At 46.3% G+C, this 21730-nt stretch carries 17 protein-coding genes; 12 read left to right on the forward strand and 5 right to left on the reverse strand.

What is annotated here, in order from left to right; translation table 11 throughout:
• The first annotated feature begins 76 nt into the window (after positions 1 to 76).
• The 3 genes from DWZ40_RS12515 to DWZ40_RS12525 all read left to right on the forward strand — a co-directional run bounded on the left by DWZ40_RS12515 (position 77) and on the right by DWZ40_RS12525 (position 5930).
• A complete protein-coding gene (locus tag DWZ40_RS12515; protein ID WP_347560083.1) occupies positions 77 to 1033 on the forward strand; it encodes a HAMP domain-containing sensor histidine kinase in 957 nt (318 codons plus the stop codon).
• 89 nt (positions 1034 to 1122) lie between these two features.
• Positions 1123 to 2973 carry an ABC transporter substrate-binding protein gene (locus tag DWZ40_RS12520; protein ID WP_118543353.1) on the forward strand — a complete coding sequence of 617 codons (1851 nt, stop codon included), beginning with the start codon at positions 1123 to 1125 and terminating at the stop codon, positions 2971 to 2973.
• A 5-nt stretch (positions 2974 to 2978) separates the two neighbouring features.
• Entirely contained in the window at positions 2979 to 5930 is a 2952-nt protein-coding gene (locus DWZ40_RS12525) for a response regulator (RefSeq protein ID WP_118543354.1), read from the forward strand.
• A gap of 54 nt (positions 5931 to 5984) precedes the next feature.
• Here the strand turns inward: DWZ40_RS12525 and DWZ40_RS12530 are convergent, their stop codons facing one another.
• Positions 5985 to 7745 (reverse strand): diguanylate cyclase, encoded by a 1761-nt coding sequence (locus tag DWZ40_RS12530; RefSeq protein ID WP_118543355.1) that lies wholly within the window; start codon positions 7743 to 7745, stop codon positions 5985 to 5987.
• Between the two features lie 331 nt (positions 7746 to 8076).
• On the opposite strand from DWZ40_RS12530, the gene DWZ40_RS20340 reads away from it, so the two are divergent.
• A complete protein-coding gene (locus DWZ40_RS20340) occupies positions 8077 to 9051 on the forward strand; it encodes a response regulator (RefSeq protein ID WP_279220670.1) in 975 nt (324 codons plus the stop codon).
• A gap of 12 nt (positions 9052 to 9063) precedes the next feature.
• Here DWZ40_RS20340 and DWZ40_RS12540 read toward each other — a convergent pair whose 3' ends face one another.
• Together DWZ40_RS12540 and DWZ40_RS12545 are read right to left on the reverse strand one after the other, a co-directional pair.
• Positions 9064 to 9930: a YitT family protein gene (locus tag DWZ40_RS12540; RefSeq protein WP_118543357.1), complete on the reverse strand. Its 867-nt coding sequence runs from the start codon at positions 9928 to 9930 to the stop codon at positions 9064 to 9066.
• Between the two features lie 149 nt (positions 9931 to 10079).
• On the reverse strand, positions 10080 to 10520 hold the full coding sequence (locus DWZ40_RS12545) for a peptidylprolyl isomerase (RefSeq protein WP_118543358.1): 441 nt from the start codon (positions 10518 to 10520) through the stop codon (positions 10080 to 10082).
• Positions 10521 to 10649: 129 nt separating this feature from the next.
• Between DWZ40_RS12545 and DWZ40_RS12550 the strand changes: the two genes are divergently transcribed.
• Entirely contained in the window at positions 10650 to 10967 is a 318-nt protein-coding gene (locus tag DWZ40_RS12550) for a DUF3837 family protein (RefSeq protein ID WP_118543359.1), read from the forward strand.
• A 1-nt stretch (position 10968) separates the two neighbouring features.
• Here DWZ40_RS12550 and DWZ40_RS12555 read toward each other — a convergent pair whose 3' ends face one another.
• Positions 10969 to 11340 (reverse strand): hypothetical protein, encoded by a 372-nt coding sequence (locus tag DWZ40_RS12555; protein ID WP_118543360.1) that lies wholly within the window; start codon positions 11338 to 11340, stop codon positions 10969 to 10971.
• A 61-nt stretch (positions 11341 to 11401) separates the two neighbouring features.
• Here DWZ40_RS12555 and DWZ40_RS12560 point away from each other — a divergent pair, with 61 nt between their 5' ends.
• On the forward strand, positions 11402 to 11923 hold the full coding sequence (locus tag DWZ40_RS12560; protein ID WP_347560084.1) for a DUF5058 family protein: 522 nt from the start codon (positions 11402 to 11404) through the stop codon (positions 11921 to 11923).
• A gap of 28 nt (positions 11924 to 11951) precedes the next feature.
• Here DWZ40_RS12560 and brnQ read toward each other — a convergent pair whose 3' ends face one another.
• Complete coding sequence (brnQ, locus tag DWZ40_RS12565) at positions 11952 to 13316, reverse strand: branched-chain amino acid transport system II carrier protein (protein ID WP_118543361.1); 1365 nt, start codon at positions 13314 to 13316, stop codon at positions 11952 to 11954.
• Positions 13317 to 13516: 200 nt separating this feature from the next.
• On the opposite strand from brnQ, the gene DWZ40_RS12570 reads away from it, so the two are divergent.
• The 6 genes from DWZ40_RS12570 (at position 13517) to smpB (ending at position 21671) form a co-directional block, all read left to right on the forward strand.
• On the forward strand, positions 13517 to 14407 hold the full coding sequence (locus tag DWZ40_RS12570) for a LysR family transcriptional regulator (protein ID WP_118543362.1): 891 nt from the start codon (positions 13517 to 13519) through the stop codon (positions 14405 to 14407).
• A gap of 626 nt (positions 14408 to 15033) precedes the next feature.
• The gene (gene pheS / locus DWZ40_RS12575; protein ID WP_118543363.1) at positions 15034 to 16077 is read left to right on the forward strand and encodes a phenylalanine--tRNA ligase subunit alpha; all 1044 of its coding nucleotides are present in this window, start codon (positions 15034 to 15036) and stop codon (positions 16075 to 16077) included.
• A 20-nt stretch (positions 16078 to 16097) separates the two neighbouring features.
• Positions 16098 to 18518 (forward strand): phenylalanine--tRNA ligase subunit beta, encoded by a 2421-nt coding sequence (gene pheT, locus DWZ40_RS12580; protein WP_118543364.1) that lies wholly within the window; start codon positions 16098 to 16100, stop codon positions 18516 to 18518.
• A 153-nt stretch (positions 18519 to 18671) separates the two neighbouring features.
• Positions 18672 to 18899 carry a preprotein translocase subunit SecG gene (gene secG / locus DWZ40_RS12585; protein ID WP_118543365.1) on the forward strand — a complete coding sequence of 76 codons (228 nt, stop codon included), beginning with the start codon at positions 18672 to 18674 and terminating at the stop codon, positions 18897 to 18899.
• Between the two features lie 57 nt (positions 18900 to 18956).
• A complete protein-coding gene (gene rnr / locus DWZ40_RS12590; protein ID WP_118543366.1) occupies positions 18957 to 21104 on the forward strand; it encodes a ribonuclease R in 2148 nt (715 codons plus the stop codon).
• A 105-nt stretch (positions 21105 to 21209) separates the two neighbouring features.
• The gene (gene smpB / locus DWZ40_RS12595) at positions 21210 to 21671 is read left to right on the forward strand and encodes an SsrA-binding protein SmpB (protein ID WP_118543367.1); all 462 of its coding nucleotides are present in this window, start codon (positions 21210 to 21212) and stop codon (positions 21669 to 21671) included.
• Positions 21672 to 21730 lie beyond the last annotated feature (59 nt).

Raw genomic sequence — 21730 nt, forward strand, 5'->3', positions numbered from 1 at the left:
TCAGGATTATGAAACGCAATGAACCAGATCATCCAAAGATCATCCAAAGGATTATCGGGAGACTATCGGAAGATCATTGGAAGATCGTATCATTGTACTGGATGCAGAAGGAAAGACGGACTGTGAATACAGCACGGACGAGTCTCTGGCTAATGAGATTACGGAGTATCTGCAAAAAGACATTATCATGGATTTTGCCGGATATGAAGAAAGATCTTATTCAGAACGGTTTGCCAGGGAGTTCCTCCAGCGTATGAGCCATGATATACGGACTCCGATCAATGGAATCCGAGGCATGGTCGATATGGCAGACCATTATGCAGATGATATGGAGAAGCAGGCGGAATACAGGACAAAAGTGAGAGAGGCATCTAATCTGTTGCTGGAACTGGTAAATGATGTCCTGGACATGAGTAAGCTTGAGTCTGGCGAAATCGTTCTGGAAGAGATTCCATTCAATCTGAGCAGTATTTACAGGGAAGTACTTGTTGTGATTGAGCAGATGGCTGCAGAACAGAATATCCGGATTGCGTGGGAGAAAAAAGAAATCACACACCGCGATTTTATTGGTAGTCCGGGATATGTGAAACGTGTGATGATGAATATTCTGTCCAATGCGGTGAAATATAACAGAGAAAATGGACACATCTATATCAGCTGCATAGAAATTCCATCCGAACATCCGGGAATGACGACAATGAAATTTGTCTGCCGGGATACAGGAATTGGAATGACTGAGGAGTTCCAGAAACATATTTTTGAACCATTTGCACAGGAATATACAGGAAGCCGAACCAAATTTGCCGGAACAGGTCTGGGAATGGCAATTGCAAAGAATCTGGTCGAGAAAATGGGGGGAACCATTTCCTTCGAAAGTGAAGAAGGCTTAGGAACTACATTTGTGATACTGGTTCCATTCCGGATTGATACAGACAGGAACAGCAAAGTTGAAACTGGAGAAATGGACAAAAGACAAAAAATACTGATTGTAGATGATTCGAAATTTAAAATGACCGTCAGCTGTATAATCTGAAATTGCATACGTTGTAGTCTTCATTAAAGAAAGATGGCTATATAGGAATTGTTGGATATATTGACAGGGCAAATTAAGGAGAACTCGTAATGAAAAAGATAAAATGGAACAGAGTTTTGGCTGTACTTTTGGCAATGGTGACAGCCGTATCACTTCTGTCAGCATGTGGCAGTAAAAGTGCAGAGAAAGAAGATGCAGACACAATCACGGTGTACTTATGGAGCACAAACCTGTATGATAAATATGCACCATACATTCAGGAACAGCTCCCGGATATCAATGTTGAATTTGTCGTAGGTAATAATGATCTGGATTTTTATAAGTTTCTTGATGAAAACGGTGGATTGCCGGATATTATAACCTGCTGTCGCTTTTCCCTGCATGATGCAAGTCCACTGAAAGACAGTCTGATGGATCTTTCCACAACCAATGCGGCAGGTGCTGTCTATGATACTTACCTTAGCAATTTTATGAATGAGGATGGAAGTGTAAACTGGCTTCCGGTGTGTGCAGATGCCCATGGTTTTGTAGTGAATAAGGATCTTTTTGAAAAGTATGATATTCCTCTTCCAACAGATTATGAAAGCTTTGTCTCTGCCTGTCAGGCATTTGAAGAAGTGGGGATCCGTGGCTTTACTGCAGACTGTTATTACGATTATACCTGTATGGAGACATTGCAGGGGCTGTCAGCATCAGAGCTGTCTTCTGTAGAAGGACGCAAGTGGCGCACCACCTACAGTGACCCGGATAATACAAATCGAGAAGGTCTGGATAGTACCGTCTGGCCGCAGGCTTTTGAACGTATGGAACAGTTCATACAGGATACAGGGCTGAGTCAAAATGATCTGAATATGAATTATGATGATATAGTTGAGATGTATCAAAGTGGCAAGCTTGCCATGTACTTTGGCAGCTCAGCTGGTGTGAAAATGTTTCAGGATCAGGGCATAAACACAACATTTCTTCCATTTTTTCAGGAGAACGGTGAAAAGTGGCTGATGACTACACCATATTTCCAGGTGGCTTTAAACCGCAATCTGACACAGGATGAGACACGTCGAAAGAAAGCAATGAAGGTACTGAGCACAATGCTTTCAGAGGATGCGCAGAACCGGGTCATTAGTGATGGACAGGATCTGTTAAGCTACAGCCAGGATGTGGATTTTAAGCTTACGGAATATCTGAAGGATGTGAAATCTGTGATTGAAGAAAATCATATGTATATCCGCATTGCGTCAAATGACTTTTTTTCTGTTTCCAAGGATGTGGTTTCCAAGATGATCTCAGGAGAATACGATGCAGAGCAGGCTTATCAGTCATTTAACACCCAGCTTCTTGAGGAAAAATCCACTTCAGAGAATATCGTGCTGGATTCAAAGAAAACGTATTCCAATCGCTTCCATACCAGTGGAGGCAATGAAGCCTATTCTGTTATGGCAAACACTCTGCGCGGTATTTATGGGACGGATGTGTTGATCGCAACTGGAAACAGTTTTACAGGAAATGTGCTGAAAGCCGGATATACAGAAAAAATGGCGAGAGACATGATCATGCCAAATAGTCTTTCGGCTTACAGCAGCAAGATGAGCGGAGCCGAACTGAAAGAGACAGTCAAAAATTTTGTAGAAGGCTATGAGGGCGGATTTACTCCGTTTAACCGAGGCTCTCTGCCTGTGGTCAGCGGCATTTCCGTGGAAGTCAAAGAAACAGATGATGGTTATATATTGAGCAAAGTTACAAAAGATGGAAAAAAAGTTCAGGACGAGGATACTTTCACGGTAACCTGCCTTGCGATATCTAAACACATGGAAGCTTATCCGGCAGATGAGAATATTGTGTTTGATGGAGAAGATGCCACTGTAAAAGATACCTGGACAGGATATATTTCAGATGGTGATGCCATTCTTGCAGAGCCTGAAGACTACATGACTCTGAGGTGAGAAGAATGGATATTAAGAATCATAATAAAGGCAGAAAGAAACTTGTCATGGGAAAACCATTCCAGATAGCTGTCTTTACAGCTGTTTTACTGGGAATTGTTCTGATGGTTTTTCAATATTTTGGATTTGTATCGAAAACCATTTATGAGGAAAGTGTTTCTCATCTGACGGAAGTTTTTCATCAGTCTGATAACATGCTGAGAGAACTGACAGATAAGAATCTGACTTATCTTCATATGTGGGGTGAGAATCTGCAGAATATCTCCAGTGAAGACGAAATTCGTAATTATATAAAGAAAGCGCAGGAAGATGCCAGATTTTTAGATTTCTTTTTTCTGTCAGCTGACGGGGACTACAAGATGGCGACAGGGGAAACCGGGTACCTTGGATTACAGGAAAACATTGAAGAGGATATCCGGCAGGGAAATGATGTGATAGCGAATGCAGCAGTTCCCGGAAAATCCCAGTTGCTTGTTTTTGCCACTCCCAGGGCGCATGGAATCTATCAGGGATTTGAATATGATGCAATTGCCATTGCGTATGAAAACTCTGATATTGTAGATGTGCTGGACATTTCTGCTTTCAATGGAAATGCCCAGAGCTTTGTTGTTCATCCGGATGGCCGTGTTGTGGTCGATCATTCTTCTGAGTCATGGGGGAATGTGTACAATTTCTTTGGTGTTCTAAGAGAGCATTCCAATATGTCTGAAAAAGAGGTCAATGAGCTTTCGGAGAAGTTTAAAGCGGGACGCACCGATGCGATGCTGGTAAATCTGGATGAAAGAAACTATTATCTGGTCTATGAAAAATCAGATATTCAGGACTGGGTATTTCTGGGACTTGTACAGGCGGATATTGTCAATGCCAGTATGAACAGTTTGCAGCGTAGTACAATGCTTCTTGTGGCTGCGGTTTTGTTCTGTATTGCCGCCTTTTTTATCGGCCTTATTATTCAAAAAAACAGGATAAGCCTTAGAAGAAAGGACACACAGATCCGGTACAGAGACGAACTTTTTCAAAAGCTGTCAATGAATGTGGATGACGTTTTTCTGATGCTGGATGCAAAAACATATCAGGCAGACTATATAAGCCCAAATGCGGAAAAACTGCTTGGTATTACGGTAGAACAGATCCGCAAAGATATTCGTGTTCTGGGAAACCTGCATCCAGAGGAACATGAAAATCCGGAGGAAAATTATCTTGAGGAAATCCAGGTGAATGAACAAAGAGAATGGGATTTTGAATATGTTCATCAGAAAACAGGGGAAAAACGCGGGTTCCATAATATTGCAATGGGCAGTGAGGTAAATGGGAAAAAGAAATACATCCTGGTTATGTCAGACCGTACTGCTGACTGGAAAATGAATCAGGCACTTTCTGAGGCAGTCCATGCGGCGGAGACAGCAAACAGGGCAAAGAGTACTTTCCTTTCCAATATGTCTCACGATATCCGGACGCCAATGAATGCGATCATCGGCTTTACCACACTGGCTGTAAGTAATATTGATAATCAAGAAAAAGTCCGGGATTATCTGGGCAAGATTCTTTCCTCCAGTAAACATCTGCTTTCACTGATCAATGATATCCTGGATATGAGTCGGATTGAGAGTGGAAAGATCCATCTGGAAGAAACGGAGGTCAGTCTGTCGGATGTGCTTCATGATCTGAAGACCATCATCAGCGGGCAGATCCATGCGAAACAGCTGGAGCTTTATATGGATGCAATGGATGTTACCAATGAGGATGTCTATTGTGACAAGACGCGTTTGAATCAGGTGCTGCTGAATCTTCTGTCCAATGCAATCAAGTTTACTCCTGCAGGCGGAACTGTATCTGTCCGGCTGAAACAGTATCCAGGGACGGTAAAAGGCAGTGAACTATACGAGATCCGGGTAAAGGATAACGGAATCGGTATGAGTCAGGAATTTGTACAGAAGATCTTTTCTCCTTTTGAGAGGGAGCGGACTTCCACTGTGAGCAGAACCCAGGGCACAGGACTTGGCATGGCCATCACCAAGAATATTGTGGATATGATGGGTGGCACTATTGAGGTCCGGACAGAGCAGGGGAAAGGTACCGAATTTATCGTCCGTCTGCCATTTCGGACTCAGCCTGAGAATCACCGTATAGAGAAGATTGCAGATCTGGAAGGTCTTAAGGCTCTGGTTGCAGATGACGATTTTAATACCTGTGACAGTGTGACAAAGATGCTTGTGAAGGTTGGAATGCGTTCGGAATGGACACTTTCCGGTAAGGAGGCTGTTCTGCGTGCAAGGCAGTCTATGGAGCTTGGGGATGCATTCCATGCTTATATTATTGATTGGCGTCTGCCGGATATGAATGGTATTGAGGTCACCAGACAGATCCGCAGCCTTGGTGATGATACGCCGATCATTATCATGACTGCTTATGACTGGTCAGAGATCGAAGTGGAAGCCAGGGCTGCAGGGGTGACTGCATTCTGTGCGAAGCCTCTGTTCATGTCAGATATCAGAGATACCCTGATGACTGCTATCGGCCAGAGTCAGGCTGAGCAGGAGAATCCCGTTCTTCCTGAGACAAGCTTAGATTTCAGAGGCAAGAGCATACTGCTTGTGGAAGATAATGAACTGAACAGTGAAATTGCGGTGGAGATCCTTAAGGAATATGGCTTCCTGGTTGATACTGCAGAAAATGGGGCAGAGGCAGTGGAGAAAGTTAAGAATTCAAAGTCATGTAATTATGATCTGGTGCTGATGGATGTGCAGATGCCGGTAATGAACGGATATGAGGCCACGAAGCAGATACGTGCCCTTACTGATCCGGCGCTGGCGGGAATTACCATCCTTGCTATGACTGCCAATGCTTTTGACGAAGACAAAAAGATAGCACTGGAATGTGGTATGAATGGATTTTTATCCAAGCCAATTGTTATAGAGGAATTGATCAGTACGTTACAAAACAATCTGGTAGATTAGTAAAAAAAACTGCTAAGAAGTTCGGTTGACAGCTTTTTAGCAGTTTTTTTTTATTTATTCGGAAAATTTATCACTGTAACGAAGCTGCATATCTTCCCAATCCATGAACAATACATAAAATACTTTTCCGTATTGCTGGCTTTCTACGATTCTTCCATGATCAAGCACGGAAAGATAAGTTCCGTCAGCTTTTCGAAGATGAAAGTGAATATAGTCATTGTCATTGCCTGCGTTAATCTGTTCCCAGATACTTGTTTCAATCTGTTGTTGTTCATCTGGTCGGATCAGATTGCGGAACCTTTTTTGAGTAAGCCTGAATAGTTCGTCCATGCTCTTATAACCAGTCATATGAAGAAATTCGTGGTTTGCATAAAAGAGCTCATCATCTTCTTTGTCTGCTCTGTATATGATAAATGCACCTGGAAGGTGTTCAGAGATATCCTTCAGCGCAAATCCAAGCTGTTTGCGCACTCCTGACTGGAGACCTTTTCTGTAAGCCATACATCCGTTTTTTCCATGCAGTTTTATTTCATAAAGAGCTGCATCTGCACATCGCATAAGCTGTGAATGGCTGGCTGCAAATGTTGGATATTCTGCATATCCGAGAGATATGTAAAATGCAACTTTTTTACCGTGATGTGAAAACGTTTTTGGAAGCTTAGTGAATTGCTGCAGCTGTTTATCTGCTTCATTAAAGGTACAATTTGGTAAAAGAATGCAGAATTCGTCACCACCATTTCTTCCAAGCAATGCATCGGATGGGAAAAAAGCTTTCATACTGTCTGCCAGACTCTTTAATGCTTTGTCTCCGTAACTATGGCCATAGATATCATTGACAAGCTTAAAGTCATCAATATCAAGGAGCGCAGCCACAAAATGTGTTTGTGGATTTTTAGAAATTATTTTTTCTGCTAATTCATCAAATCCATAGCGATTATAAATATTTGTAAGAGAATCTGTACGCGCCAGTATTTTATATTTGTTCTTGTGTTCTTTTGCTACCAGCCATACCCTGGTAAGCACTGACAGAAGAAGGCTTATAGTAAGAAATATTCCACTGATCATTATCAGTAGTGTGTTATTTCTCCATCCGGTTTTAGGAGTTATCTCAAATTTCCAGGTTTCATTTCCTATTATAAAAGCGTAAGAAACCGGATGAACTATTTGACCATTTGACTGATAAACCACTTTATAAGTATCACTCCAGGGAGTGTCTGTTTTTGAAATTTTGTATTCATATCCAAAATTTGAAAGTGCATTGACTGCATCTGAAAAAATATCCGGAACACGCAGGATAACAATGGTAAATCCCCAGAAATACTCTTGTCCGCCTTTATCTTTCAGGTAGACTGGATTGCGGACTGCAATTCCATAACCGCCCTGGTTTAATTTGAAGGGTCCCTGCGTAACAATTGTATGGTTATCTCTTGCATAACAGGAAATCTCTTTACGGTCTTTATCATGGAGCAGATCAATCTTGCCTGCCTCATTTCCTTCAGCAGGATAAATATCTGTTACAACACCATTAGGAGCGAGCTGCATGCTTTCAATAGAATCAGACATAAGATTCCCGGCAATCGTGTCAAACTGATGGATTTCGCCATTTTCACTGATTAAGATCTGTTCCAAAGCATTTGTAATTTCAATTCCATCTGCAATTTCATTCTTTATGTGTTCACCATAGGTGGTTGCGTTTAATTGTGCCAATATGTGTCTCTGATTTTTTTCATGGGCGTCTGTTCTGTATACAATTAAACCAACAAGGCATATGCCCAGTAAAAAAATAATAAGAGGCACAAGTGTTTTTTTCTTCACTTGGTTCACCTCATTTTATTCATTGGAGTTTTTATAATAAAGCATTATATCATAGAAGTTGAAAAACGGAATAAGTTTTAAAAAAAATGACAGTATAATGACAATATGTTTTTGGGCGTTAAAACGGTAATGTTTTTCTTGTGTACAGAAACCAGTTTTTTGCATAAAATGAGGTGCACTGTCTGTCTGACAGTGCTTTTTATGATATTATTTCATAGACGTAATAATAATGGTTTTATCAGGAAAGAATGAGGAAAATAAAAGTATAAAAAATGTAAAACGTTGTTTGATAGCAGTGGTGTCAGGTGTACTTGTTGTTGACAATGTGCTGATGGATTACCAGAAAACGGTGCTGTGTACAACAATTACTCGTGCGGAAAGTTCTCTTACAAACAAAATACAGGGAACCGGACTTAGAATGGCTATTACTAAGAATCTGGTTGAGGCAATGGGAGGTACCATTGATGTGGACAGTGGATTGGGACAGGGAAGGTGTTTTGAGGTTTTCATGGATCTGAAAATTGCAGAGGATAGAACGGTTACTCTGGCGGCACAAGAAGAAACAGATGAGCAGGATGGGAATATCCTTCAAGGAATGAGGTTCCTATGTGCAGAGGATAATGAACTGAATGCGGAGATCCTGATGGACATACAGATGCCTGTTATGAATGGTTATGAGGCAACGAAAGCAATCCGCAGAAGTTCCCATAAACTGGCAAAGACGACTCCGATCATTGCCATGACTGCCAATGCATTCTCAGAAGACATTCAGCATTCCCTTGCGGCTGGCATGAATGCACATGTTTCAAAACCGGTTGAAATGGATACGGTACTGTTTTCCGATACGATACAGAAGAATCTGCAATATGCCAGAGAGAATGCAACGATGGAACAATTGGAACAGGCAGTACAGATGAGCTGCAGCAAAGAAATGATCCACGCTCTGTCGCAAGGCTATCATAGCGTGCTGGAGGTGGGAGGAAGAAACATCAGTCAGGGACAGCGGCAGTTATTGGCCATTGCAAGGGCTTTTGTGGCAGATCCAGGCATTTTAATCCTGGATGAAGCTACATCCAACGTGGATACCCGCACGGAGAAAGCAATCCAGAGTGCCATGCACAAGATTATGGAAAACCGCACGAGTATCGTCATCGCCCACCGGCTGAGCACGATCCGTGATTCGGATTTTATCGTTGTTATGGACCAGGGAAAGATTGTGGAACAGGGTACCCACGAGGAACTTTTGGAGCACCATGGGAAGTATTACAGCCTGTACATGACTCAGTTTGCCGGTTTTGCTACATGAGTAGCCAGGCGATCATTCTTTTTTCCAGTGTTTTGGCTGGTACCGCATATCAGATACATTATAGATGGTAATGAAAGCGAGCGGATCTTCCCGGCTGATGTACTTCATGAGCTTCTGGTATTCACTCTTATCTACAATGGTGATGATCTCGTTGTGCTTTTCCATGTTGTATGCGCCGATCGCTTCGTAGATGGTGGCACCGCTGTGCAGCTCATTGATAATAAACTGCCGAAGCTTTTCTTCCTTTTTTGTAATGATGCACACGCGCCGCTTTACGTTATGATTGAAAATAAAGTGATCCAGGATGATGCCGTTGAAATAGGTGCCGAGAATGCTGAGAACAACCGTTTTCTTGTCGTAGACCAACGCTGCAGACAGCGCTACGCACATGCCGGATAAGGACATGGCCCGGCCGAGGTCCATATGAAGGTATTTGTTCATGATCTTGGCTACAATATCCAGGCCGCCAGAGGATGCGTTCCGGTTAAAAAGAATGCTTAATCCGATACTTACGACAAGAATATAGCAGAGGACATCGAGCTCCTGGCTGTCTGTCAGGGAGCCAATTCCTGGGAATAATGTCTCAAAACAGGCAAGAAAGACGGGGAGCATAATGCTGGTGTAAACAGTTTTGGCGCCGAATTCTTTTCCGCAGGTAAAGAAACCGATGATGAGGAGCAACACGTTTAAGATCATCGTGATCGCGGAAAGTGAGAGCGGGACGAAGTTGGAAAGTACAATGCCAAGGCCGGAAATACTGCTGACAGATGCATGGCTTGGGAGCAGAAAAAAGTAAACAGCCGCTGCGATGATGGCCACGGCCATGGTCAGAACAGCGGTCTCTTTCGCCAGGGATAAAGGATTATGATGTTGATTCATGACAGACCTCCAAAAACAAAAATGATCCAGCTTATTTTATCACGGAGAAACCGGTGCGGCAACCTCCAATTCGGTATTACTTTAGGATAACAAACCATGAGCCTCTACTTCAGGTATAAACTTAAGTGGAGGCTCATGGCTTTTCGTTATTATTTTACTTCAACCAGTTCAATCTTGAAATTCAGCTCTTTTCCAGCCATTTCGTGGTTCGCGTCGAAGGTGATAACAGTTTCTGTTTTTGCGGTTACACAAACTGGGAACTGCTGACCGTTCTGGTTTGCCAGATAGATACGCTGTCCTACCTGCAGTTCCTCAGAACCAGGAAGATCTGCAATCTCAACTTCAAAAATAGCATCCGGGTTTGGCTGTCCATATGCTTCTTCCGGCATCAGATGGATCTCCTTAACTTCTCCAACTTCCATGTCTGCAACAGCAGCGTCAAAGCCTTTGATCATCTGTCCGGCGCCGCAGACAAATTCCAGCGGTTCGCCGCGGTCGTAAGAAGAATCAAATTGGGTTCCATCGTTAAAAGTTCCTTTGTAATGTGTGCGGCAGGTTTTGCCGACATTGCGTCCTGTGATTGTATCCATAGATATTTTCCTCCGTTTAATTCATGCATCTTTCAGTATACTAAAAAAACAGTGAAATGGAAAGAGAAATAATAATTACAATTGGAACAAAACGTGTTATCCTATGTTTAGAGAGGAAGGAGAAAAAACATGGTTCATGCACTTACAGTACAGTCGGTAATTTTAAAAACTACAATTTTTACACCACCCTCCCGCCTGATCAACACCAACGAGTTGACTGCAGCGGTTGGTATGGCGTATCAAAAGGCGGGAGCTGCATTGCCTGATGTATCGGTCGGATATAAGATTTCAGAGTTGATCCATAATATTCCGCAATCCGTGTTTGACGCAGCGGGAGAGAAACTGACGGGGGCGATTCAGAACTATGTTTACCGCGATGAAGATGAAGTCACGGAGGATGCACGGATCACATTGCGGATGGGATACGAAGGAAATACGAAAGGCTAGGTCACGCCTTGTAGTGCTTGAGCCGGTATAATTTCATGGCAATTTCAATCAGGATCCGGTCGAACCACTGGAGGGAATAACCGAGGTTGATCGCGACTCTGGCTTCGGAGTAGCTTTTGGAAATATCGCGGATGTTCTCATAATACTGTCCGATTCCCAGCGTGATCGTGAATGGGCTGACGTGGGAAAGCTGTTTTTGCAGGCGTTTAAAGGTCTGCTCCAACTGATCGGCAAGTGTTTCCCGTTCCCCGGCGGGTACAGAGATGATAAATGCGATCAGGTCGCTCTGACGGAAATATTTGGCCTGTGGGAAGGTCTGGCGCATCTGACGGATGGAGTGACGGAAGATGATCTCAGTTGCTTCTTCCAGCATCCGGTTTGTGTTGGAATCCAGCGGGTCGATAAAGTATTTTTTGATGTTGTTGATAAAATGTATGGACTATTTGACAATCGCGAATGCTCCGGTTTTCTGGGGGCTATGTGGCATTACGGTCGCAATTTCCTTTGCGCAGGCGCTTTTGTTTATGCGTCAGGCATCAAAAACTTCGGCACAGGTTGGACTGGAGGCAGAGCTTCCGGGGAAAGCGTTTAAGATCGGTCTGATCTCGGCTATCGGACCTGCATGCGGCGTTTTCATTGTCATGGTAGGTCTTATGGCTTCCATCGGAGGACCCATGGCATGGCTCCGTCTTTCCATCATCGGTGCGGCAGCAACAGAACTTTCTGCATTTTCCGTATATGAAAATGCTGCCAGAAGGGTGACCCTGGTAGAATTTGTAAAGGATAATCTTTTACTGGTTACAACGGTGTTCGCAGTGCTGAGTCTTTTGATCATACTGGTTATTCTTCGGCTGCTGATGAAAGCAAAGAAGGCACTGGAACAGGCGGAGACTGCCAATGCGGCAAAGACAGAATTTGCAATGGACAATGATAATAATAGAACTGTAATATTTTAAGATTTTAACAGCAGAAAACCCTGCAGCTTTATGCAAAAGCCTGCAGGGTTTTCTGTCTTTTCCGGGACAGAAGTCCGAGAAAAAGTCCGATCACGGCAGGAAGAATCCAGCCGAGATTTAAATTATAAAAGGGAAGAAACTGTGCGGCAAACCCGATTGCTGCCTGCAAATGGAAGTGTGTCTGCATCGGTTCCGGGAGTGCTTTGAAAAAGTCGAACAGGGAGGCACACCAGGTGCATACGGTAACCCAGAAGTAGATCTTTGGGTTATGATCAAAGTGTTTTCCGAACAGCGCCAGCAGGATCAGGGCAATGGCAGGCGGGTAAATAAGCATCAGGACCGGCACAGAATACCGGATGATGGTGGAAAGTCCTGCGTTTGAGATCAGGAAAGAAAATGCGGTAAAGAGTACAGCCCAGGCTTTGTAGGAAAGCCGTCCTGGAAACATTTTTTCGAAGGTTTCCGCGCAGCTGGTCACCAGGCCGATGGAGGTTTTTAAGCAGGCAAAGGTGATGGTGACAGCCAGGATCATAAGCCCGGCCCGGCCAAGGTAGTGGTTGGAAATCTGGGACAGGGCGATGCCGCCGTTTTCGGAGACAGCGAATAAGCCGAGAGACTGGGCACCCATGAGGATGGTCAGCATGTAGATGAAAGCCATCAGGAGTCCTGTCAAAATCCCGGAATGGAGCACTTCACTGGCAATCGCCGTATCATCCTGCACACCCATCTGCCGGATCACCTGAATGACTACGATGCCGAAAGCGAGACCGGCAATGGCATCCATGGTGCCGTAACCTTCGGAAAGTGCATGGAACAGGGCTCCATTCTCATAGGAAGCATCGGGTGCCGTGGAAAAGACCGGTGCGCCCGGATGCAGCAGGGCAGATACAATGAGAATCGCCAGGAAAAACAAAAACAGCGGGTTGATGATCTTGCCGATCCAGAGCGTGATGTTGCCGGGGCGGAGGGAAAAAAACAGTACCAGTGCAAAGAACACTGCAGAAAAGAGAAACAGTGCCATGCGTGGGGATACTGCAGTGCCGAGCATGGGAGCAATGCCGGTCGTAAACGATGTGGTGGCACAGCGTGGAATGGCAAAGCATGGACCAATGGTTAAGTAGAGCAGGCAGGTGAAAAAGCAGCCGTACCGTTTTCCAACCCTGGAAGCCAGCGCCTGCAGGCCGTCTGAATGGGTGTTGCCGATGGCTGCAACACCAAGGATCGGAATGCCCACGGCAGTCAGGATAAAACCAGTCATGGCCGGAAGCAGGTTGCGTCCGGCTAACTGACCTAAATGAACCGGAAAGATCAGATTCCCGGCACCGAAAAACATGCCAAACAGGGTGGTGGCTACCAACAGCCTCTGTTTGAAAGAAAGATGCATTTGTTTCATAATGGTTGAACACCTCAAATCTTTAAATTATTTATAATCGTTTTGTAATGTGAAGCATCAGCAAAATCGGTTGCTGACTTCGCAATGTGTGAGCAGTAGATTGATATTTATTGTACTGTCCATCTTGCGGTTTGGGAAATCCATGTTTATAATAGAAATATGACAAATTGTAATACCCTGTAAAGGAAAGGAATTGTGTAATGGATGCGAAGAAACTGGAAATCTTAATGACAGCAGTAGACTTAGGCAGCTTTTCCAGGGCATCGGAGGTGGTCGGATACACCCAGTCGGGGCTTACCCATCTGGTGAACAGCCTGGAGCGTGAAATCGGTTTTCCGCTCATCATCCGGAGCCACAATGGAATCGCCCTGACAGAGGAAGGGCGGGAACTGATGCCTGCGATTCGCCAGTTTTTGCAGGCAAATGCAAATCTGGAAAACCAGATCCAGAGCATCACAGAGAAGCAGACAGAAACGATCCGCATCGCGGCTTACGCCAGCATTGCCATGTTCTGGATGCCGGAAATCCTGTACCGCTTCCGCCGGATCTGCCCGAATGTCGATGTTGATCTGCGCATGGTGGATCATGCGCTGGAGCCATTTGAACTTTTACAGGATCACAAAACAGATGTGATCTTTGCCAGCAGGCAAAACTATGGGAACTGTGAGTGGACGCCCCTTTATCATGAATTACTTTACGCGATTCTGCCGAAGAATTATCCGCTTCATGGACGTACAGAATTCCCACTGAAGGAGTTTGAGGGAAAAGAATTCCTGATGCCGTATGGGCGGTTTGATATTGATGTGCATGCGGCTTTTCGCGCAGTCGGGGTGAAGGCAAAGGAACAGACCGTGTATGTTGATGATGAGACACTGATCCGTATGGTGGGAAAGGGTCTTGGCATTTCCATGATGTCAGAACTGATGATCCGCGGCAATACCGATGATGTCTGCTGTGTCCCGGTCATGCCAAAGAGTATCCGCGAGCTTGGCATGGGAACGGAGAAGGGTGTGGAACTGCCGGAGAGTATGCGAAAATTGAAGGCGTGTGTGGTAGAATATACATCACAGTTAAAAGGCAGAGATTTCTGAAACTGAAAATCCGGAAGCAAGCAGTGCTGCTGGCCGTTTTTGCCGTTACGATCCACGCAGGCATGCACGGTATCAGAAAAAGACCTTGACTTTTGTGCACAGAATGGCTAAAATATTTCATAGATTATGGATGTCCGTTTCGGACAGACATACCTGCAATCACAAATAAAACTAAGAAAAGCGAAGATCGTGTATTTAAGATCCTGTTTCCGGTCAGAGAGAAGAGGTCATCGGCTGTGAGCCTTTTTCCGTTCAGACAGGTATCCGAGTTTCCCACGGGAGCTGCATTGCTGAATGGCGAGGTGCTGTAAACGCTGGCTGAGTAGGCATTGCCGTCTGGTGTACGTTACATACCGGAAAGTGTCTGCGGCAGTTTGTGTCTGTCTGCAGGAAGCTGGGTGGTACCGCGGTAAGAATTATCGTCCCTTTGCGCATTTGCGTAAGGGGATTTTTTTATGCCTGAAATCCACGGAAACCTGCAAATTGCAGATTTGCATAGATGTGAGCGAACGGTATGAAATGTTTCCCCCAGGCAGGTGCGCAGGATTGCAAACATAAGTAGTAACTGCGCAGACCTATTGAACAGTTACCATAAGTATCACAATTATGGATAAAGGAGAAGAATCATGCAGGATTTAAAAGAGCTGAATGAAGTGATCGCTGCGATCAAAGAAGAGATCCGTCAGGGCGCAGATGCTCTGACCACTTCCAGAAGTGTCTATGAGTTCAAGAAGACCTTCCTGGACAATAAGCAGGGCCGGATTGGTCTTTTGATGAAAGAAATGCGCAATGTGGCAAACGAGCAGAAAGCGGAGTTTGGTAAGACTATCAACGGCGCAAAAGAGTGGGCAAACCAGTTCTTCGATGAGCTGGATCAGAATTTAAAAGAGAAAGAGCAGCAGCAGCGCTACGAATCCGAGAAGATCGATATTTCCATGCCGCCGGTTAAGATCCGTTACGGCAATCTTCACCCGGTAACCACCGTGCGCAACCAGCTGACCGACATTTTCGCATCCATGGGCTTTGAGGTGTATGAAGGAACCGAGATCGAGACCGATTACTACAACTTCACCGCGCTGAACACCCCGCAGGATCATCCGGCACGCGATATGCAGGATACCTTCTATCTGTCTCCGGAGTTCTTGCTTCGTACCCAGACTTCTGCCGGACAGGTTCATGTCATGGAAGCAAAGAAGCCGCCGATCAAGGTTGTTTCCCCGGGTAAGGTATTCCGTTCCGATGACGATGCAACCCACTCCCCGATGTTCAGCCAGATGGAGGGCCTGGTTGTCGATGAGGGCATTACCCTTTGCGACTTAAAGGGCATGCTGGACATGTTCGTACAGAGAATCTTCGGTGAGAGCACCAGAACCAGACTTCGCCCGTCCTACTTCCCGTTCACGGAGCCGTCTGTTGAGGTTGATGTCAGCTGCTTCCAGTGCGGCGGCAAGGGCTGCAGACTGTGCAAGGGCACCGGCTGGATCGAGGTCCTGGGTGCAGGCGTCGTAAACAAGAAGGTGCTGGAGAACTGCGGCATCGATTCCGAGAAATACAGCGGCTTTGCGTTCGGCCTTGGCCTGGAGCGTATTGCTATGCTGAAATACGGCATCAACAACATCAAGATGCTTTTTGAGTCTGATCTGCGTGTGCTGGATCAGATCGATGACTGATCAGGACAGGAGGATTAGAAATGCTTGTACCATTAAGCTGGTTAAATGACTATGTAGATATCAATGTTTCCGCAGATGAACTGGAGACCAAACTCTTTGACTGTGGATTTGAAGTAGAAGAAAAATGGCAGGTGGGTAAAGACATCAGCGGAATCGTGGTTGGTTACGTGGAGTCCTGCGAGCCGATCCCGGAGACCCATCTTCACGTGTGCCAGGTCAACGTAGGCGGTCCGGAGCTCTTACAGATCTGCTGCGGCGCGGACAATGTCAAGGCAGGTGGCAAGTACCCGGTTGCTATGGTTGGAGCACAGGTTTATGCAACTGCAAAAGACCACGTTACCATTGAAGGTGTGGCTACCATTAAAAAAGGAAAATTAAGAGGCTATGAGTCCCACGGTATGCTTTGCTCCGGAACCGAGCTTGGCTTAAACGAAGACCTGTATCCGGGTGCCGGCTACAACGGACTTCTGGTTTTGCCGGAGGATGCTGAGATTGGCGCTGATGTAAAGGAACTGACCGGATTAAACGACTGGATCTTCGATGTTTCCATTACGGCAAACCGTCCGGACTGCCAGAGCATCTTCGGTCTGGCAAGAGAGGTGGCAGCAGCACTGGGCCAGCCACTGAAGACTCCGGCTCTGGACTATACCGAGACTGAGGTAGAAAAAGAGGGCTTTGAGGTCACCGTAGACGCACAGGATCTCTGCCCGCGCTACATTGCCCACTATGTATATGATGTCAAGCTGGGACAGTCCCCGGCATGGATGAGAAGACGCCTGGCCCTGGTCGGCAACAACTCCATTTCCAACATCGTTGATATTACCAACTACATCATGCGTGAGCTGGGGCAGCCGCTTCACGCATTCGACTGCGACTATCTGGAGGGCAACGCAATCCAGGTAAGACGTGCAGCCGAGGGTGAGAAGATCGTTACTCTGGATGAGAAGGAGTTCACCTTAAATCCGAATAATCTGGTCATCTGTGACGGCAAGAAGCCGGTTGCACTGGCTGGTATCATGGGCGGCTTAAATTCTGAGATCCGCGATACGACCACCGAGGTTATGTTTGAGTCTGCAAAATTTGCCCGCGACAACATCCGCAGAAGCTCCCGTGCCCTGGGCCAGTCTTCCGACGCAAGCCAGAGATACGCGAAGGGTGTCGATGAGTACGCAACCGAGATGGCTATGAAGCGTGCCCTGCATCTGATAGAAGAGCTTGGTGCCGGAAAGGTTTCCAGGACCCACAAGAACGTCAACACCGGAAATTCCTTAGAGCCGGTTACCTTTAATACCAGCATTAAGAAAGTAAACGGAGTTCTGGGCATTACCGTTCCGGACGAGGATATCGTTCGCATCCTGACCGGCTTAAACTTCCAGCCAGAAATCAACGGCGACGAGCTGACCCTGCACTTCCCGGCATACCGCGAGGACATGGAGGATTACCCGGATGTCGCAGAGGAAGTCATCCGTATGTACGGCTATGACCACATCAAATCCACCTTCCTCCCGACTGCAAAGGTAACCATCGGTGGAAGCAACCTGCGTCAGAAGACCATCCTGAAGGTAAAGAGAGCACTGTGCAGCGTTGGCGCATTCGAGGGAATCCATTATTCCTTCTTCTCCCCGTCTGATTTAGACCAGATGGGCTTTGCAGAGGACGCACCGGAGCGTAAGGCGATCCGCATCATGAACCCGATCAACGAGGATCTGTCCCTGATGAGAACCACCCTGGCTCCGCAGATGATTCACGCAATGGGACGCAACCAGAAGAGAGGCATCTTCGAGGGCCGTATTTTCGAGATCGGAAACGCATTCATTCCGAAGTCCCTGCCGCTGACCGAGTATCCGGAAGAGCGTGAGACTCTTTGCATCGGTGCATTCGGCAAGAACGAGTCCTTCTTTACCTTAAAGGGTATGGCAGAGACCGTTGCAGATGTGCTCCATGTTTCCTTTACCTACGAGAAGGCAGAAAAGCCGTTTTTACATCCGTACCAGACCGCAGCAATTTTCTGTGAGGGCGAGGAAATCGGTTATCTCGGCAAGGTAAAATACGAGATCATGAAAGACGAGGCAATGCGTGAGGATGCCTATGTTCTGGAGATCAGCATGAAAGCTCTGGAAAAATGGTATGGCAAGGCTCCGGTATTTGAGCCGCTTCCAAAATTCGCAGAGGAGAAACGTGACCTGGCTCTGGTTATGGACAAAGAAATTACCTGCGGCCAGGTTGAGACCTGCATCCGTGAAGCATGCGGTTTCGTTAAGGATGTCACACTGTTTGACGTTTACGAAGGAAAACAGATCTTAGGAAACAAGAAATCCATGGCATTCACCGTTTTGTTCACTCCGAAGGACGAGGCCTTTGGCGCAGACAGCGTAGACGGATATGTAAAGAAGATCCTCAAACAGCTGAACAAGACCTATGGTATTGAGTTAAGAAGCTAAGTGCAGAAAACAAAAAATGTACTGGAATCTGACACAAATGATGTTAGAACTGTCTTTTCTGTGCATTCTGGGGCTGGCAGCGAGAAAAACGCTTGTATTTTCAGTCTGGCTATGTTAGAATGTCAGTGTTTGACTATTAGGAGGTGCATTTAGATGCTGAAAACGATTTTATCCGTGATCTTCGTTCTTATATGTCTGGCTTTGACCGTGATCGTATTACTTCAGGAAGGAAAGTCTGAGGGTCTTGGCGCGATCGGCGGTATGGCAGAGACTTACTGGGGAAAGAATAAGGGACGTTCCATGGAAGGAACCCTGGAAAAGTTCACGACATTTGCTGCAGTAGCATTTATGGTACTGGCAATCGTATTAAACTTAGTCTAAGCATAAGAAAAAGCACTCTTGGAAACAAGGGTGCTTTTCGTTTAAAAGAGAGGAATTATGACAGAAGAGTTATTAAAAGAAAGAAAAGAAGCAATGCTGGCCTTGATCAACGATCCGACCTACGTTCCCATGAAGATCAAAGAACTGGCTATGCTGTTAGATGTCCCGCGGGAAAAACGGGATGAGTTAAAAGAAGTTCTGGATGCCCTGGTGGCAGACGGCAAGGTTGGCCTTTCCAAGCGCGGCAAATACGGAAAACCGGAGGCATTTACCATGGTCGGAACTTTTTGTGGCCATGCAAAAGGCTTTGGTTTTGTGACCGTGGAGGGCATGGACCAGGACGTGTTTATTCCGGCAGAAAAAACGAAGGATGCCATGCATGGCGATACGGTGCAGATCACGGCAAGCCCGGCAGCAAAGGGCAAACGCCCGGAGGGAGCGGTGATCAAGGTGCTGGAGCGTGCAAACCAGACCCTGGTGGGCTTTTACCAGAAAAATAAAAATTTTGGCTTTGTGGTGCCGGACAACCAGAAGATCAATGCCGATGTATTTATTCCGCAGGGCAAGGATATGGGTGCGGTGACGGGCCATAAGGTTGTTGTGCGTCTGACTGATTTTGGCGGGGAACGCAAGAATCCGGAGGGCATTATCACGGAGATCATCGGCCATGTAAACGATCCGGGAACCGATATTTTATCGATCGTAAAAGCTTACGGCATTCCGGAGGAATACCCGCCGGAGGTCATGAAGCAGGTGAGCCGCATCCCGGATGAGGTGGATAAGGCTGACATGGCTGGAAGAAAGGATATCCGCGACTGGCAGACGGTTACCATCGACGGGGAAGACGCGAAAGACCTCGACGATGCCATTACCATCAGCCGGGAAAGCTACGGCTACAAGCTGGGTGTCCACATTGCGGATGTCAGCCACTATGTGACCGAGGGCAGCCCGCTCGATGAGGAGGCGTTAAACCGCGGCACCAGTGTCTATCTGGTAGACCGTGTTATCCCGATGCTTCCGCATAAGCTTTCCAATGGCATCTGCTCTTTGAATGCAGGAACAGACCGTCTGGCATTAAGCTGCATTATGGAGATCGACCCGCAGGGCCGCGTGCTGGGGCATGAGATCGCGGAAACCGTGATCCGGGTTGACCGGCGCATGACCTACACGGCAGTCAATGCCATTGTGACCGACCGCGACCCGGACACCATGGCAGAATATGCGGATTTCGTGGATATGTTTGATTTGATGAAAGAGCTGGCCGATATCCTGCGTGAAAAACGGCGTCAGCGCGGCTCCATCGATTTTGATTTCCCGGAGTCCAAGATCATTCTGGATGAAAAGGGAAAGCCGGTGGACATCAAGCCATATGAGCGGAACGCGGCAACCAAGATCATCGAAGACTTTATGCTGATGGCGAATGAGACCATTGCAGAGGATTATTTCTGGCAGGAAATCCCGTTTGTATACCGGACCCACGATAACCCGGACCCGGAGAAGATGAAACGTCTGGGCGTCTTTATCAACAACTTTGGCTACACCATCCGCACACACGACGGGGAAGTGCATCCGAAAGAACTGCAGAAACTTTTAAAGAAGATTGAAGGAACCGAGGAAGAGGCACTGATCAGCCGTCTGACCCTGCGCTCCATGAAGCAGGCAAAATACATGCCGGTCTGCAGCGGACATTTTGGCCTGGCAGCAAAGTATTATACCCATTTCACGTCCCCGATCCGCCGTTATCCGGATCTGCAGATTCACCGTATCATTAAGGAAAACCTGCGGGGCGGCTTAAGCGAGAAGCGCATCGCCCATTACGACAAGATTCTGACCGGAGTGACCATTCAGTGCTCCGCAACGGAGCGCCGCGCGGAAGAAGCAGAGCGCGAAACCATCAAGCTCAAGAAGTGCGAGTATATGTCTAAACGCATCGGTGAGATCTTTGAGGGTGTGATTTCCGGTGTGACGAACTGGGGCTTCTATGTAGAACTCCCGAATACCGTAGAGGGTCTTGTGCATGTCAACGAGCTGCACGGAGATTACTATGTGTTCAATGAAGAGCGCATGGAACTGCGCGGGGAAATGAGCGGAAAAACCTACAAGCTTGGACAGAAGATCCAGGTGGTGGTAACCGGAACCGACCGGTTAACCAAGACAATCGATTTTATTCCGGCGAAGAATATGGAGCTTCCGGAGGAAGCGTAGAGGAAACAGGGCTGCTGCTGTGCCGGCAGAGAAGACTGGAACACGGACAGCAGCGCTGTTCCTGGAAATTCCACGAAAACCGGAGAAAAGACAGGAGGTTTTGTTGTGAAAGAAGCAATCAAACTGGTGGCCAACAATAAGAAGGCCTATCATGATTATTTTATTGACGAGAAATTTGAGTGCGGCATTGAGCTGTTCGGAACCGAAGTCAAGTCCATCCGTATGGGAAAGTGCAGCGTGAAGGAAGCGTTTGTCCGCATCGACAAAAATGAAGTATACATTTATGGCATGCACATCAACCCATATGAGAAGGGCAACATCTTCAACAAAGACCCGCTTCGTGCACGTAAACTGCTCATGCACCGCAGCGAGATCAACAAACTGGAAGGTAAGATCCGCGAAAAAGGACTGACCCTGGTGCCGCTCCAGGTTTATTTTAAAGGCAGCCTGGTAAAGGTCGAGATCGGTCTGGCACGCGGTAAGAAGCTGTATGATAAACGCGACGATATTGCGAAAAAAGATGCGAGACGTGAAGTGGAGCGGGATTATAAGCAGAAACTGCGGTAAACTTTTTTGTGGGAAGAAAATCTGCAAGATAGATCTTGTGGTTATGAAAAACTGCATGG

It is taken from the genome of Clostridium sp. AF32-12BH (assembly GCF_003477935.1).
GTDB lineage: Bacteria > Bacillota > Clostridia > Lachnospirales > Lachnospiraceae > Brotaphodocola.

Bases quoted from the DNA above. Each gene is read 5' to 3' on its own strand.
- DWZ40_RS12520 (WP_118543353.1), top strand. From the start codon at position 1,123: ATGAAAAAGATAAAATGGAACAGAGTTTTGGCTGTACTTTTGGCAATG.
- DWZ40_RS12525 (WP_118543354.1), top strand. From the start codon at position 2,979: ATGGATATTAAGAATCATAATAAAGGCAGAAAGAAACTTGTCATGGGA.
- DWZ40_RS20340 (WP_279220670.1), top strand. From the start codon at position 8,077: ATGGATTACCAGAAAACGGTGCTGTGTACAACAATTACTCGTGCGGAA.
- DWZ40_RS12540 (WP_118543357.1), bottom strand. From the start codon at position 9,930: ATGAATCAACATCATAATCCTTTATCCCTGGCGAAAGAGACCGCTGTT.
- DWZ40_RS12545 (WP_118543358.1), bottom strand. From the start codon at position 10,520: ATGGATACAATCACAGGACGCAATGTCGGCAAAACCTGCCGCACACAT.
- DWZ40_RS12550 (WP_118543359.1), top strand. From the start codon at position 10,650: ATGGTTCATGCACTTACAGTACAGTCGGTAATTTTAAAAACTACAATT.
- DWZ40_RS12555 (WP_118543360.1), bottom strand. From the start codon at position 11,340: ATGCTGGAAGAAGCAACTGAGATCATCTTCCGTCACTCCATCCGTCAG.
- DWZ40_RS12560 (WP_347560084.1), top strand. From the start codon at position 11,402: ATGGACTATTTGACAATCGCGAATGCTCCGGTTTTCTGGGGGCTATGT.
- brnQ (WP_118543361.1), bottom strand. From the start codon at position 13,316: ATGAAACAAATGCATCTTTCTTTCAAACAGAGGCTGTTGGTAGCCACC.
- DWZ40_RS12570 (WP_118543362.1), top strand. From the start codon at position 13,517: ATGGATGCGAAGAAACTGGAAATCTTAATGACAGCAGTAGACTTAGGC.
- pheS (WP_118543363.1), top strand. From the start codon at position 15,034: ATGCAGGATTTAAAAGAGCTGAATGAAGTGATCGCTGCGATCAAAGAA.
- pheT (WP_118543364.1), top strand. From the start codon at position 16,098: ATGCTTGTACCATTAAGCTGGTTAAATGACTATGTAGATATCAATGTT.
- secG (WP_118543365.1), top strand. From the start codon at position 18,672: ATGCTGAAAACGATTTTATCCGTGATCTTCGTTCTTATATGTCTGGCT.
- rnr (WP_118543366.1), top strand. From the start codon at position 18,957: ATGACAGAAGAGTTATTAAAAGAAAGAAAAGAAGCAATGCTGGCCTTG.